The organism is Staphylococcus sp. IVB6240 (assembly GCF_025558425.1).
Taxonomy (GTDB): Bacteria; Bacillota; Bacilli; order Staphylococcales; family Staphylococcaceae; genus Staphylococcus.
The window spans coordinates 1,549,419-1,564,749 of sequence record NZ_CP094718.1 but is presented as its reverse complement, the minus strand read 5'-3'; the positions used below and the strand labels follow the sequence as shown (position 1 = coordinate 1,564,749).

Here is a 15,331-nt window from a genome sequence, read left to right as displayed (position 1 = left end):
GGTGAATGTATCATGTTTGACATGGAAAAAGTAAAAGCAATTGCTAGGAATGTAGGTGTAGAAGTCAATCCCCCAGAACTAAAAGGGCAATGTGGCATATTTATTAGAAATGAGAAGGGTGAAATTGAGAAATGGGATGCGATTAATGAATTTAAATCATTTAGAATACTTTCTCAAAATTTTTGTCATACTTATTTTAATAAACAATTTTATAACAATGATAATAAACTAAATACTCAAACACCTTATACAAGTGACTATAAAGATAACTATGTGAATATTGAACAATATTCAGGCCCAAGGATTTTATTGGAGGCAGTTTAATGGCGGGAATCAAATTCATAAATTATATCGTTGACACAATGTATTATAAGACGAATCCTAACTTTAAACGTCAAGAAAAAAAGAAAATTCGTATCAATGAGGATATATATGCAGAAGTAAAAATAAATACTGATAAAAATAAAGCGATTATTACTTTACAAGCAGTATTAGAAGAAGACAATCAATTTCCTTTTACTTTTGATGTCAAAATCATTGGCTATTTTGAGTTTGTAATAGAAGAATCTTATGGTATAGAATTTGAAGATCTTTTGAAAAAGAATGCGATTGCGATACTATTCCCTTATTTGAGAGCCATTGTTAGTGAACTTATTGGTAAATCTAACAAGTATCCTAGTTACAATATGCCTGTGAGAAACATTGTACGAGAGTTGGAATCAAAAGATAAAATAAAAGTAACTATGGTAGAAGACGAACCATCCTAATGACTAAATTAGGGTGGTTTTTTGACATAAAAAAACGGACGTCTACGCAATATAACGTAACGTCCGATACCCCTTATATTATTATTTTGCTTCACGTAATTGACGTTTAACTTCATCGAGATCTCTTTCAACAAAGTAGCCTGGTTTTTTAGTGAAGTTTGAAACGACAATTGTCACAATCAAGCTTGCTAAGAAGCCTGGAACGATTTCATAAAGTGTGAAGAATTGATATGTTTCTCCAAGTGGATGTGCAAAGACAATCCATAAAATAACGGTTAATGCCCCTGCAACCATACCTGCAACAGCACCGTCTCTTGTAAGACCTTTCCAGTAAAGTGATAGGATAACAAGTGGTCCGAATGATGCACCGAAACCAGCCCATGCATTACCTACTAAGTTTAAGATCGTATCGTTTGGTGACCATGCAATCGCAATCGCAACAACTGCAACGATAACAACTGAGATACGTCCTACTAATACAAACTCTTTCTCATGTGCTTGTGTATTTGCTTTTTTACCACGAATCAATTTATAGAAGTCTTCCGTTAAAGAACTAGATGTTACTAATAATTGTGAAGAAATCGTACTCATAATTGCGGCCAAGATTGCTGCAAGTAAGAAACCACCGATTAATGGGTGGAATAAAATTTGTCCCATTAAAATGAAAAGTGTTTCTGGGTCTTCAAGTTCCACACCTTGTGCTGGTACGAAGGCAATTCCTAAAAGACCAATCATAACAGCACCGAATAAACCAAGTGCCATCCATGAAATACCGATACGACGTGTCAATGTGAAGAGATTGACTGATCGAATACTCATGAAACGCACAAGGATATGAGGCTGACCGAAGTAACCAAGTCCCCATGCAATGAATGAAATAATACCAATCACTGTTGTACCACGGAATAAGTCTAAGTTCGTAGGTTTTAATTCAACAATCGTATCGAATGTATCTAAACCATTTAACTTTAACATGGCAACGATAGGTACCATGATCATCGCAATCAACATAATGACACCTTGGAAGAAGTCTGTAATTGATACTGCTAAGTAACCACCAAAGAAAGTATATAAAATAACAATAGCAGCAACTAAAATCAGACCAAAGTGATAATCTAAGCCGAATGCACTGTCAAATAGCTTACCACCCGCTACGAAACCAGTATGTGTGTACAGTGTGAAAAAGACTACAATAATCGTTCCTGAAATAATTTTGATAATGTTAGATTGGTCATTCAAACGGTTGTTAAAAAAGTCAGGTAGCGTAATCGCATCTCCTGCAATTTCAGTATGTACGCGTAATCGAGGTGCTACGATTAAGTAGTTAATATATGCCCCCAAAGTCAGACCAATCGAGATCCAAAGTGCAGATAAACCTGTGGAATAGACTTCACCAGGTAACCCCATAATCATCCATCCACTCATGTCCGAGGCACCAGCTGATAGTGCTGTTACCCATGGACCAATACTACGGCCACCAAGCATGTACTCACTTAAGTTACTTGTCGCTTGTTTATAGCCGTAAAAACCAATGACTAACAAAATGATAAAATAGACAGCTATCATAATGTAAGTTTGCCAGTTTGGATTTACTTGACTGGACAATGTTGCGCCTAATAAAAACATATTAAAGTCCCCCTTTAGTTTTTTAGTGGCTTATAAGTATTATACAGTATACGGGGGATATGGAAAGTTCTTATTTAATAGAAATAAACGAAAATATACGTTGAGATATAATTTTTATTACGATATATAATGCTGTAGACATAAAATGAAAAAGGCAATCAATGTCATTTTTATGCATTTTAACAAAAGCAAAAAGCGATTTTCCTCATTGCTCGGATTCTGCTCAAATCCAAAGCGCTCCCTCCATAACTTCTCGATTATATCAGTGTTCAAGAAGCAGAATTCTCGATAGAACGTCGCAATTCCCCAAAATAAAAAAGCTATTTTGAGAATTGCTTGGGTTCTACTCGAATTCAAAACGCTTCTTTCACAAACGTGGTACTATCAGTATTCCTGGAGCAGGATTTTCGACAGAATTTCGCAATTCGAGAAAATCAAAAAGCGATTTTCTTCATTGCTTTGATTCTGCTCAAATCCAAACCGCTCCCTCCATAACCTCACCAATATTAATTTGTTTAGATTTTTAGGGCAAAGTCTGATACAATTTGTAGATAAAAGAGTATTTTTAAGGAGGCTATATTTCAATGGCTGAAATTACACAAGAACAGGTCGAACATATCGCTAATCTTGCGCGATTGAATGTGACTGAAGAAGAGTCAACAGCGATGCAAGAAACTTTAGCGGGTATCTTAGATTTTTGTCATCAAATTGATTCAGTAAACACAGAAGATGTCAATCCAACAAACCACGTTTTAGATTTACAAAATGTTTTACATGAAGACGTTGCGGTAACTGGATTGCCACAAGATAAAGCATTAGTGAATGCGAAAGAAGTAGAAGCAGGACAATTCAAAGTACCTGCTGTTATGAATGAGGAGGACGCATAAAGATGAGCATCCGTTATGAATCAATTGAAAACTTACAACAAATGATTAAGGATAATAAGATCAAGCCTTCAGAAATTGTGAACGATATCTATGACGCAATTGAAGAAACTGATCCAACGATTCAGTCATTTTTAGCATTAGATAAAGAAAATGCGCTTAAAAAAGCAGCTGAACTTGATGAACTTCAAGCAAAAGGTGAAATGGACGGCAAGTTATTCGGTATTCCAATGGGGATTAAAGATAACATCATCACTGAAGGTTTAGAAACAACATGTGCAAGTAAGATGTTAGAAGGCTTTGTACCAATCTATGATGCAACAGTTATGAAAAAACTTCATAGCGAAAATGGTGTTTTAATCGGTAAAGTCAACTTAGACGAATTTGCAATGGGTGGATCTACTGAAACGTCTTACTTCAAAAAGACAGTAAACCCATTTGACCACAAAGCAGTACCAGGTGGTTCTTCAGGTGGTTCTGCAGCAGCAGTTGCAGCAGGTCTTGTACCATTTACTTTAGGTACGGATACAGGTGGTTCAATCCGTCAACCAGCAGCTTACTGTGGTGTTGTAGGACTTAAACCAACTTACGGTCGTGTATCTCGTTTTGGTCTTGTTGCATTCGCATCATCATTAGACCAAATCGGACCAATTACTCGTAACGTTAAAGACAATGCCATTGTTTTAGAAGCTATCTCAGGTGAAGATGAAATGGACTCAACAAGTGCACCAGGCGTTGCGACAGATTTTACTGCTGATATCGGTAAAGATATTAAAGGTATGAAAATTGCATTACCGAAAGAATATATCGGTGAAGGTGTCGACAGTGAAGTAAAAGAAGCTGTATTAAAAGCAGCTGAAACATTTAAATCATTAGGTGCAACAGTAGAAGAAGTAAGTTTACCACGTACATCATCAGGTATCCCTTCATACTACGTGATCGCATCAGCCGAAGCGTCATCTAACTTAGCACGTTTTGACGGTATCCGTTACGGTTATCATTCAAAAGATGCCAACACATTAGAAGAGCTTTACAAAATGTCTCGTAGTGAAGGTTTCGGTGAAGAAGTAAAACGTCGTATCTTCCTTGGTACATACGTATTAAGTTCAGGTTACTACGATGCTTACTACAAAAAAGCACAAAAAGTTCGTACGTTAATTAAAAATGACTTTGAAAATGTCTTCAAAGATTACGATGTTATTTTAGGACCAACAACACCAACAGTTGCATTTGATATTGGCGCTGAAATCAATGATCCATTAACAATGTATGCGAACGACTTGTTAACAACACCTGTTAACTTAGCAGGTCTTCCAGGTATTTCTGTACCATGTGGCTTAGCAGAAAATGGACGCCCAATCGGCTTACAATTGATTGGTAAACCATTTGACGAAAAAACATTGTATCGTGTTGCGCATCAATATGAAACGCAATTCAATCTACACGACCAATATCAAAACTTATAAGGAGTGGCAAGCAAATGCATTTTGAAACAGTAATCGGGCTCGAAGTCCACGTTGAATTGAAAACAGACTCAAAAATGTTTTCGAATGCGCCAGTAGCATATGGTGCAGAGCCAAATACAAACACAAGCGTTATCGACCTTGCATATCCAGGTGTCTTACCAACAGTGAATAAGCGTGCGGTAGATTGGTCAATGCGTGCGGCGATGGCATTAAATATGGAAATTGCAACGGAGTCGAAGTTTGACCGTAAAAACTACTTCTACCCAGACAATCCAAAAGCATACCAAATTTCACAATTAGACCAACCAATCGGTGAACATGGTCATATTGATATTGAAGTGAATGGTGAAACAAAACGTATCGGTATCACACGTCTTCACATGGAAGAAGATGCCGGTAAATCAACACATAAAAATGGTTACTCTCTTGTTGACTTAAACCGACAAGGGACACCATTAGTTGAGATCGTTTCAGAACCAGACATTCGCTCACCTGAAGAAGCATATGCTTACTTAGAAAAATTAAAATCAATCATCCAATATACAGGTGTTTCTGACTGTAAAATGGAAGAAGGTTCATTGCGTTGTGATGCCAACGTATCAATTCGTCCAGTAGGTCAAAAAGAATTTGGTACGAAAGCAGAATTGAAAAACTTAAACTCATTTAACAACGTGCGTAAAGGTCTAGAATATGAAGTAAAACGCCAAGAAGAAGAATTATTAAATGGTGGCGAAATTCTTCAAGAAACACGTCGTTTTGATGAATCAACGGGTAAAACGATCTTAATGCGTGTTAAAGAAGCATCAGATGATTACCGTTACTTCCCAGAACCTGATATCGTACCGTTGTACATTGATGAAGACTGGAAAGCACGCGTTAAAGCATCTATCCCAGAATTACCGGATGCACGTAAAGCGAAATACGTAGAAAAATTTGGTTTACCAGCGTATGACGCACACGTTTTAACATTAACAAAAGAAATGTCTGATTTCTTTGAAGCAGCAGTTGCTGAAGGTGCTGACGTGAAGTTAACATCAAACTGGTTAATGGGTGGTGTGAACGAATACCTCAACAAAAACCAAATTGAACTTCAAGATACTGGCTTAACACCACAAAACTTAGCAGGTATGATTAAGTTAATTGAAGATGGTACAATGAGCAGTAAAATCGCGAAGAAAGTCTTCCCAGAACTTGCTGAAAACGGTGGGGATGCAGAACAAATTATGAAAGATAAAGGCCTTGTTCAAATTTCTGATGAAGGTGCTGTCTTACAATTTGTTCAAGATGCGATTGCGAACAACCCACAATCTGTTGAAGATTATAAAAATGGTAAAGGCAAAGCGATGGGCTTCTTAGTTGGTCAAATTATGAAGTTATCTAAAGGTCAAGCGAACCCACAACTTGCGAATAAATTATTGAAACAAGAACTTGATAAACAATAATTGATTTTGGAACACACTGACTAGCGTATGAAACATGCGTTAGCCAGTGTGTTTTCAACTTTTATGAGTGATGTGACCTATGACAACTTTGTTCAATCCGTGACAAACCTAAGAATTCTCTTTGGTATTGAATATTTTAGCTTTCTTTACATGCCAGATTGTTTTAATATAAACAATGAGTATATCAAAAATAATTGAGGGATTTGAATGAGAAAACGTGCTAGGATTATATACAATCCAACATCTGGGAAAGAACTGTTTAAGCGCGCATTACCAGGTGTATTGGTAAAATTTGAACAAGCTGGCTTTGAGACAAGTGCCTATGCGACACAACGAGCAGGGGATGCGACTGAAGAAGCTGAACGTGCCATTAATGAACGCTATGACTTAATTGTCGCAGCAGGTGGCGATGGGACGTTGAATGAAGTCATCAATGGGATTGCTGAAAAGCCAAATCGTCCGAAGTTAGGTCTTATCCCAATGGGAACAGTTAATGACTATGGCCGTGCGTTACATTTGCCAACAGATATTTTTGAAGCGGTAGATGTTATTTTAGAAGGCAAAACCATTCAAGTAGATATTGGTAAAATGAATAACCGTTATTTTATTAATGTCGCAGCCGGTGGTAAAATCACAGAAGTGTCTTATGAAGCACCAAGTAAACTGAAGACGATTGTGGGGCCTTTTGCGTACTATATTAAAGGCTTTGAAATGTTACCACAAATGCATCCAGTCGATGTCCGTATTGAGTATGATGGCAATGTTTTTGAAGGTGAGATTACATTATTCTTAATCGGACTTACCAATTCAATGGCAGGCTTTGAAAAACTGGTGCCAGATGCGAAACTTGATGATGGGATGTTTACATTATTAATTGTGGAAAAAGCCAACTTAGCTGAATTAGGACATATTATGACATTGGCTTCTCGTGGCGAACATACGAAACATCCAAAAGTACACTATCTAAAAGCACAATCAATCAACATTTCTTCATTGGCTGAAATGCCGTTAAATGTTGATGGAGAATATGGTGGACAATTACCAGCTAACTTCTTAAACTTAGTGAGACATATTGAAGTGTTCTCACCAGCCAATGTAGATAACGAATTACTTATTGAAGAACCTAAGAATACAGACGATTTATTTGAATAGAGAAACATTGATATCTCATTTTAGAAAACAAAATGGGACAAAAATTAATTGAGCTAAAAGTGATGTTGAAATAAGTGTCATGGCAGTAGGTGTCTGAAGTGAACACGCGTTTATAAAGGTTTTTTTACTTCTAGTCACCCTTGGCCGGGGTGGGACAATGAAATCTTTTATAGTAACAAAGATTTCTGTCCCACTCCCTTTTTCTGCTGACTATTGTATGAAGAGAGTGAAATATTTTGGCAATTGTTGAAAAAAATGAAATATATGAAGGGCGTGTCGTGGACTTAACGCATGAAGGTCAGGGTGTTGTGAAAGTGGATCGTTATCCAATCTTTGTCCCGCATGCCTTAACAAATGAAAAAATCCGCTATAAAGTGATCAAAGTCAATAAAAATTTTGGTTTTGGAAAACTTGTCGATATTTTAGAAGAAAGTGATGAACGTGTTCAACCGCCATGTGTTTATTATGACAAATGTGGTGGGTGTCAGTTACAGCACTTGTCGTATGATGCACAATTGAAAATGAAACGAAATCAAGTTGTTAACTTATTCCACCGTAAAGGCAAAATGACAGAGGTACAGATTCATCCGACTGTAGGTATGGAAAACCCTTGGCACTATCGTAATAAAACACAGATTCCAGTGGGTACGACAAAAGATGGGCATGTTCAAATGGGCTTCTATCGTCAACGCAGCCATGACATTATTGATATGTACACATGTCTGATTCAAGATGATATTCAAAATGACATCATGCGTGAGATTAAACAGTGGGTACAAACATATAACATTCCAACGTACAATGAACAACGTCATAAAGGCTTACTACGTCATGTTGTGATCCGTATTGGTCATTTCACAAATGAAGTGATGGTGATTTTTGTCGTGAACGGTAAACAGTTGCCACATGCACAAACAATTATCGACACATTAACAGAGAAATTCACAGCTGTTACAAGTGTGAAGGTAAATATCCACCGCGAAAAATCAAATGTTATTATGGGGCCAACATCTCGTACGTTATATGGTAAAGACTATATTGAAGACACATTGAATGACATTCACTTTGAAATTAGTGATTTATCTTTTTATCAAATTAACGTCACACAAACACAAAAACTATATCAATTGGCAGTTGACTATGCCCAGTTAACAGGCAATGAAATTGTATTAGATGCCTATTGTGGTATTGGAACCATTGCATTATCAATGGCCGATAAAGCAAAACATGTCTATGGCGTAGAAGTTGTGCCAGAAGCGATTGAAGATGCGAAACGTAATGCCCAAAATAATCACTATGACAATACCACGTTTGTTGCAGGGCCAGCCGAAAAGGTGATATTAGATTGGCAACGTGAAGGGATTCAACCCGATGTGGTAACAGTCGACCCACCACGAAAAGGGTGTGACCCAACATTTATTGAAACTTTAAAAACATTAGCACCGGAACGTATTGTATATGTTTCATGCAATCCAAGTACACAATTACGAGATGTACAGTTATTGAAAGACCAATATCAAATTAAAGAAATCACACCAGTAGATATGTTCCCACATACAACACATGTTGAGACAGTGGCATTGTTGGAGAAAAGATAAGTATAGATCTCTAAATCTTTCAACAGTGACAAATAGAACAGTGAATGAAGAAAAATGTATATGGCGAGTGCAGTGTATGATATAGAAAGCGCGTGTACGTGAATTTAGGGTGCAAAAAATAATTGATAAAAAGTAAACTTATTAGAACAAAAAAACAAACTTTTTCAAACAGAAAGGGTTTACATTTAGATAACTGCGTGATATAAATAAAGTATAAATCAAATACGGGTAGATTGTGACTATTTCGGATAGGCAAGACTACAGATGAACGAAAGGGCGAGGACTCTTTGTTTATTTGTAGTCTTTTTTTTTTACCCATAATTCGACAGGATAAGGAGGGATTACATGTATCGTGTTTTACAAGTACTCAATAATAACGTCGCACTTGTAAAAGATGCCTATGATCAGCAATTTGTCGTGATGGGGCTCGGCATTACCTTTCAAAAACGTAAAGGTGACTTAATCGTCAAAGATAAAGTTGAAAAAGTTTTTTCGCTCAAAAGTGCTGAATCTAGGGAGAACTTTATGTCGTTATTAAAAGATGTGCCACTTGATTTTATTACTGTTACGTATGACGTCATTGAAATGTTAACTGAAAAGTATGCATATCCAGTTCAAGAATATTTATATATCACGTTAACAGACCATATTCACTGTTCATATAAAGCGGTATTAGAAGACAATTATCAATATAGTAAGTTGCCGGATTTTTCACAAGAATACAACATAGAATATGCGATGGCGAAAGAGGCTTTGGACATATTTCGACAAAAACTACTGCATACATTTCCCGATGATGAAATTGAGCGAATCGCATTACATTTTATCAATGCCAAAGGGGTAACACCCATCGAAAAAAAACAGAGTGTTGATATAACAAGGAGCGTTTTGCCAAAAGTTAAAGACGAATTAGAACGTTTGGGCATTAAACGCACAGAGTCAAACTGTAACTTTTACGACCGATTTATGATTCATCTGACTTATTTGCTGCAGCATTTAGCACATAGTTCACAGGATAACAGTACTTTAATAGATATGGGTCAGCACATTCAAGTTGCCTATCCGAAAGCGTATGAAGTCGGAACAAAAATATATGACATTATCGCTTTAGAAACAGATGTGCCTATACCTGAAAGCGAGAAGTTTTATATCGCCATACATGTACAACGTTTATTTTAATAAAAAGGAGAAATCAATATGAATAGAGAAGAAATCACACTTTTAGGATTTGAAATTGTATCTTATGCAGGAGAAGCACGTTCGAAATTGTTAGAAGCATTAAAAGCAGCAGAGCGTAGGGAATTTGAAGAAGCTGAAGCACTTATTGAATCAGCGAATATGAGCATCATTGAAGCGCACAATGCACAAACAAGCTTATTGCAACAAGAAGCGGCAGGTGAAGACTTGCCATATAGTGTGACATTAATGCATGGTCAGGATCACTTGATGACGACATTACTTTTAAAAGACATCATGAAGCATATGGTTGAGCTTTATAAAAGAGGTGTGAAATAATGAATGGCTTAATTGCTCAAATTGAGAAAGGGAAACCATTTTTTGAAAAGTTATCACGTAATATATACTTACGTGCAATCCGCGATGGCTTTATCACAAGTATGCCTGTTATTTTATTTTCGAGTCTCTTTTTATTGATTACGTTTGTTCCAAATATTTTTGGCTTTGAATGGAGTCACAAAACTGTTGACGCTTTGATGAAACCATACAACTATACGATGGGCATCGTTGCTTTGCTTGTTGCAGGGACAACGACTAAGTCACTAACGGATTCTTTTAATCGTCGTTTAGAAAGTACCAATCAAATTAACTATTTATCAACGATGCTTGCAGCAATTACAGGGCTCTTAATTTTAGCATCAGATGCAACGAAAGATGGATTTGCAAGTGGCTTTTTAGGAACAAAAGGGCTTTTAGCAGCATTTGTATCAGCGTTCATCGTCGTTAATATATACAATGTATGTGTGAAAAACAATGTCTCTATCCGTATGCCTGAAGAAGTCCCACCTAATATTTCACAAGTGTTTAAAGATTTAATACCGTTTACGTTATCATTATTAACGATATATGCAATTGATATCATTGTACGTCATTTTATAGGAACAAGTGTAGCAGAAGCCATAGGTAAGTTACTCGGACCTTTGTTTACAGCCGCAGATGGTTATCTTGGAATCACAATCATTTTTGGTGCATTTGCGTTTTTCTGGTTTGTCGGAATACACGGACCATCCATTGTTGAACCAGCGATTGCTGCAATCACATACGCCAATGTAGAAACAAACTTCCAACTTCTACAATCAGGTGAACATGCAGATAAAATCATTACATCTGGGACACAGATGTTCATTGTAACAATGGGTGGAACAGGTGCCACTCTCGTTGTGCCATTTATGTTCATGTGGTTGACGAAATCCAAACGTAATAAAGCAATTGGACGTGCATCGGTTGTACCAACATTTTTCGGCGTAAATGAGCCAATATTATTTGGTGCACCACTTGTTTTAAATCCAGTATTTTTCATTCCATTTGTAACGGCACCGATTGTCAATGTATGGATATTCAAAGCATTTGTAGATATTCTTGGTATGAATAGCTTCAGTGTCAATCTACCGTGGACAACACCAGGTCCTATCGGCATTATTATGGGAACAGGTTTTGGTTTTTGGTCTATTATCCTAGCCGTGACATTAATCGTAGTCGATGTCCTCATATACTATCCATTTTTAAAAGTATATGATCAACAAATCTTAGAAGAAGAACGTTCAGGCAAGTCATCTAATGCTTTAAAAGAAAAAGTTGCCGAAAACTTTAATACAGAAAAAGCTGATGCGATTTTGGCAAAAGTAGACACACATGAATCACAGGAAATCACAGAACAGACAAATGTCCTCGTATTATGTGCGGGTGGTGGTACAAGCGGCCTATTAGCGAATGCATTGAACAAAGCTGCTGAAGAATATGGAACGCCAGTGAAAGCGGCAGCAGGTAGTTATGGTGCACACCGTGAAATATTATCGCAATATCAATTAGTTATTCTTGCACCACAGGTTGTTTCGAATTATGACGATATGAAGCTTGAAACAGATAAGCTAGGTATCAAATTAGCAAAAACAGAAGGCGCACAATACATTCGTTTAACACGTGATGGACAAGGTGCATTGGCATTTGTAAAAGCACAGATGGAAAATCACTAAATTGATCATAGAAAGCAAAACGAGAACAGAATTAAGTATATCTCAATAAATAGAAGAGGTGTCGATATGACAAAAAAATTACCAAAGGACTTTATATTTGGTGGTGCTACAGCAGCTTATCAAGCAGAAGGTGCAACAAAAACAGATGGAAAAGGACCAGTCGCATGGGATCAGTATTTAGAGGAGAATTACTGGTATACTGCAGAGCCTGCAAGTGACTTCTATCATAAATATCCAGTCGATTTATCGCTAGCAGAAGCATATGGCATCAATGGTATTCGAATTTCAATCGCATGGTCTCGAATCTTTCCGAATGGTGAAGGGGAAATTAATCAAAAAGGGGTAGAATATTATCACAATCTTTTTAAAGCCTGTCATCAACATCATGTAGAACCTTTTGTGACACTACATCATTTTGATACACCGAAAGCACTACATGATAATGGCGATTTCCTAAACCGTGAAAATATCGAGCACTTTTTAACCTATGCAGCCTTTTGTTTTGAAGAATTTTCGGAAGTGAATTATTGGACGACTTTTAATGAAATAGGACCTATTGGAGATGGACAATATCTTGTTGGAAAGTTTCCACCAGGTATCCAATACGATCTTTCAAAAGTATTTCAATCACATCACAATATGATGATTGCACATGCAAAAGCAGTAAAATTATATAAAGACAAAGGTTATTCTGGTGAAATTGGTGTCGTCCACGCACTACCGACGAAATACCCATTCAATGCAGATAATCCAGAAGACGTACGTGCAGCCGAATTAGAAGACATTATTCACAACCGATTCATATTAGATGCCACATATTTAGGTCACTATTCTGATTCAACAATGGCAGGCGTTAAGCATATGCTGGAGGAAAATGGTGGCTCATTGGACTTACGTGATGAAGACTTTGAGATCTTAGAGTCTGCTAAAGATTTAAATGATTTTCTAGGGATTAACTATTATATGAGTGATTGGATGCAAGCTTATGACGGAGAAACTGAAATCATTCATAATGGCAAGGGAGAAAAAGGAAGTTCTAAATATCAAATCAAAGGGGTAGGACGCAGAGTCGCACCAACAAATATTCCAAAGACAGATTGGGATTGGATTATCTATCCGCAGGGACTCTATGATCAAATTATGCGTGTGAAAAAAGCATATCCAAATTATAAAAAAATTTACATCACTGAAAATGGACTCGGTTATAAAGACACATTTGAAAATGATACCGTATATGATGATGCACGTATTGATTATGTTAAACAACATCTAGAAGCAATATCAGATGCCATTACAGACGGTGCCAATGTAAAAGGTTATTTCATTTGGTCGTTAATGGACGTATTTTCTTGGTCTAATGGCTATGAAAAACGATATGGTTTATTTTATGTGGATTTTGCCACACAGAAACGCTATCCTAAAAAATCTGCCCATTGGTATAAGAAACTATCTGAGACACAAGTGATTGAATAAACAATACAGCTTTTTATCGGTGAGCCTTCATACTTTATGGACACTGTATGGATATGGACCATTTATCGGTTTCCTATTATATAAATTTACTGTGTACCAGTCTTGTCCTACACTTAGCAAGTACTTTATTTAAAAAGATATTACTCAAACTTATGACAGTAATAGATGGATTCAACACCAACATGGAACTATCTAAAAGGATTTTGTTTCACTTGCGAATATGATAAAGAAAGTATATTTAAAATATAAATAATTGTGTATTGATGAGAGTTAGATGTCAAAATCTAACTCTTTTTTCTTCTAGTATCCTCATATTGTTCCGTTAATATAGAAAGTATTGTTCCGATGCGCCATCTATTATTCTGAACGATAGTATAATATGTCATGAAAAGAGGTGTATGATAATGTATATGACTGTAAAACAAGCCTCAGAACTTTGGAAAATATCTGATAGACGCATACGTATTCTATGTAAAGAAGGAAGAATACTTGCTGTCATGAAAGAAGGGCGTACGTGGAAAATACCTTCTGATGCTAGATTAAAAAAAACAGAAAGTCTCTATTCTGTTATTGAGTATAAAATGCAGCAGCTCACAAAGTTACGTCCGTTAACAGCTGGAGAATTAGAGCACTTAAATGAAGAGTTTATGATTGAATATACTTATAATTCTAATGCAATTGAGGGGAGTAGTTTAACATTACGTGAAACAGACCTTGTTTTACGGGGCTTAACGATTGATCAAAAACCTTTGAAGGATCATATGGAAGCAATTGGACATCGTGAAGCTTTTCAATACGTTAAATCGCTTGTTTCTGACCAATCAGCATTAACTGAATCGGTGATTAAAAATATTCATGACTTGGTTTTATCTGACAAAATGGAGGACCGTGGGGTTTACCGTAAAGTACCTGTTCGTATTTTAGGGGGTGTAAATGTCCCTGCACAACCATATATGATACAACCGTTAATGGAACAATTATTAATGGACTATTCAAAAAGTACGGAACAACTAATAACTAAAATTGCGCGATTTCATATTGAGTTTGAAAGTATTCATCCGTTTATTGATGGTAATGGACGTACGGGCAGGCTACTTGTGAATTTAGAGTTGATGAAAGCAGGTTATCCACCCATTGATATTAAATTTACAGATAGACTTGCATACTATAAAGCATTTGAAATGTATCATTCCAAAGGGACGTTATCAGCAATGGAAGATTTATTTGCGAAATATATCAATGATATGTTGGAGAGATATTTAGAAATTTTAGGTAATAGTTAGAAAGAAAATAAAGTATACGGTATGGAACCATCTTAAATACAACAAAACAAAAGCTATGAAGTCGTCTGATTTCATAGCTTTTGTTTTGCCTTTTATAAATGGTCTAATCCATATTTTTTTGTGCCATCTAGAATATCTTTTAAAGATACTGACGCAAATTCTTGAAATATTTTTCTAATAGGTTGATAGAATTCGGTGGCTTATTTAAGCAGTTTAAGTATGACAACGAAAGTTATTGATAAAATTTTTAATTAGTTCATAACTTGTTGAACTTTAGATAAAATAGGGACCATATTTTCAGTGTTTTGTTGGCCGCTATTATTCGGTTGTTTTTATTAATAAAACTGATTTTTATCACAAAAGATGATAATATACGTATTTTTTGATAAAAAGAATTTTTGAGATAGAATTTATGTATGTAATTATTCTAT

At 36.2% G+C, this 15,331-nt stretch carries 13 protein-coding genes; 12 read left to right on the top strand and 1 reads right to left on the bottom strand.

Annotated elements, in window-relative coordinates:
- Positions 1-21: 21 nt before the first annotated feature.
- Positions 22-324 (top strand): hypothetical protein, encoded by a 303-nt coding sequence (locus tag MUA88_RS07735; protein WP_262603631.1) that lies wholly within the window; start codon positions 22-24, stop codon positions 322-324.
- Complete coding sequence (locus MUA88_RS07730) at positions 324-767, top strand: protein-export chaperone SecB (protein ID WP_262605341.1); 444 nt, start codon at positions 324-326, stop codon at positions 765-767. The genes MUA88_RS07735 and MUA88_RS07730 overlap by 1 nt, the downstream gene beginning before the upstream one ends.
- An 81-nt stretch (positions 768-848) precedes the next feature.
- Here MUA88_RS07730 and putP read toward each other — a convergent pair whose 3' ends face one another.
- Positions 849-2,393: a sodium/proline symporter PutP gene (putP, locus tag MUA88_RS07725; protein ID WP_262603629.1), complete on the bottom strand. Its 1,545-nt coding sequence runs from the start codon at positions 2,391-2,393 to the stop codon at positions 849-851.
- Between the two features lie 584 nt (positions 2,394-2,977).
- Here putP and gatC point away from each other — a divergent pair.
- The 10 genes from gatC to MUA88_RS07675 all read left to right on the top strand — a co-directional run bounded on the left by gatC (position 2,978) and on the right by MUA88_RS07675 (position 14,900).
- On the top strand, positions 2,978-3,280 hold the full coding sequence (gatC, locus tag MUA88_RS07720) for an Asp-tRNA(Asn)/Glu-tRNA(Gln) amidotransferase subunit GatC (protein WP_262605340.1): 303 nt from the start codon (positions 2,978-2,980) through the stop codon (positions 3,278-3,280).
- 2 nt (positions 3,281-3,282) lie between these two features.
- Positions 3,283-4,743, top strand: a complete 1,461-nt coding sequence (gene gatA, locus MUA88_RS07715) for an Asp-tRNA(Asn)/Glu-tRNA(Gln) amidotransferase subunit GatA (RefSeq protein WP_095117406.1) — start codon at positions 3,283-3,285, stop codon at positions 4,741-4,743.
- 14 nt (positions 4,744-4,757) lie between these two features.
- On the top strand, positions 4,758-6,185 hold the full coding sequence (gene gatB / locus MUA88_RS07710) for an Asp-tRNA(Asn)/Glu-tRNA(Gln) amidotransferase subunit GatB (protein ID WP_262603627.1): 1,428 nt from the start codon (positions 4,758-4,760) through the stop codon (positions 6,183-6,185).
- A 207-nt stretch (positions 6,186-6,392) separates the two neighbouring features.
- Positions 6,393-7,337: a diacylglycerol kinase gene (locus tag MUA88_RS07705; RefSeq protein ID WP_262605339.1), complete on the top strand. Its 945-nt coding sequence runs from the start codon at positions 6,393-6,395 to the stop codon at positions 7,335-7,337.
- A gap of 236 nt (positions 7,338-7,573) precedes the next feature.
- Positions 7,574-8,935: a 23S rRNA (uracil(1939)-C(5))-methyltransferase RlmD gene (rlmD, locus tag MUA88_RS07700; RefSeq protein ID WP_262605338.1), complete on the top strand. Its 1,362-nt coding sequence runs from the start codon at positions 7,574-7,576 to the stop codon at positions 8,933-8,935.
- Between the two features lie 345 nt (positions 8,936-9,280).
- Positions 9,281-10,114, top strand: a complete 834-nt coding sequence (locus MUA88_RS07695) for a PRD domain-containing protein (protein ID WP_262603624.1) — start codon at positions 9,281-9,283, stop codon at positions 10,112-10,114.
- Between the two features lie 18 nt (positions 10,115-10,132).
- Positions 10,133-10,450 carry a lactose-specific PTS transporter subunit IIA gene (gene lacF, locus MUA88_RS07690; protein WP_262603623.1) on the top strand — a complete coding sequence of 106 codons (318 nt, stop codon included), beginning with the start codon at positions 10,133-10,135 and terminating at the stop codon, positions 10,448-10,450.
- Positions 10,447-12,144 carry a lactose-specific PTS transporter subunit EIIC gene (locus MUA88_RS07685; protein WP_262605953.1) on the top strand — a complete coding sequence of 566 codons (1,698 nt, stop codon included), beginning with the start codon at positions 10,447-10,449 and terminating at the stop codon, positions 12,142-12,144. The genes lacF and MUA88_RS07685 overlap by 4 nt, the downstream gene beginning before the upstream one ends.
- Before the next feature lie 66 nt (positions 12,145-12,210).
- On the top strand, positions 12,211-13,617 hold the full coding sequence (lacG, locus tag MUA88_RS07680; RefSeq protein WP_262603562.1) for a 6-phospho-beta-galactosidase: 1,407 nt from the start codon (positions 12,211-12,213) through the stop codon (positions 13,615-13,617).
- A 410-nt stretch (positions 13,618-14,027) separates the two neighbouring features.
- Positions 14,028-14,900: a Fic family protein gene (locus MUA88_RS07675; protein ID WP_262605337.1), complete on the top strand. Its 873-nt coding sequence runs from the start codon at positions 14,028-14,030 to the stop codon at positions 14,898-14,900.
- Positions 14,901-15,331 lie beyond the last annotated feature (431 nt).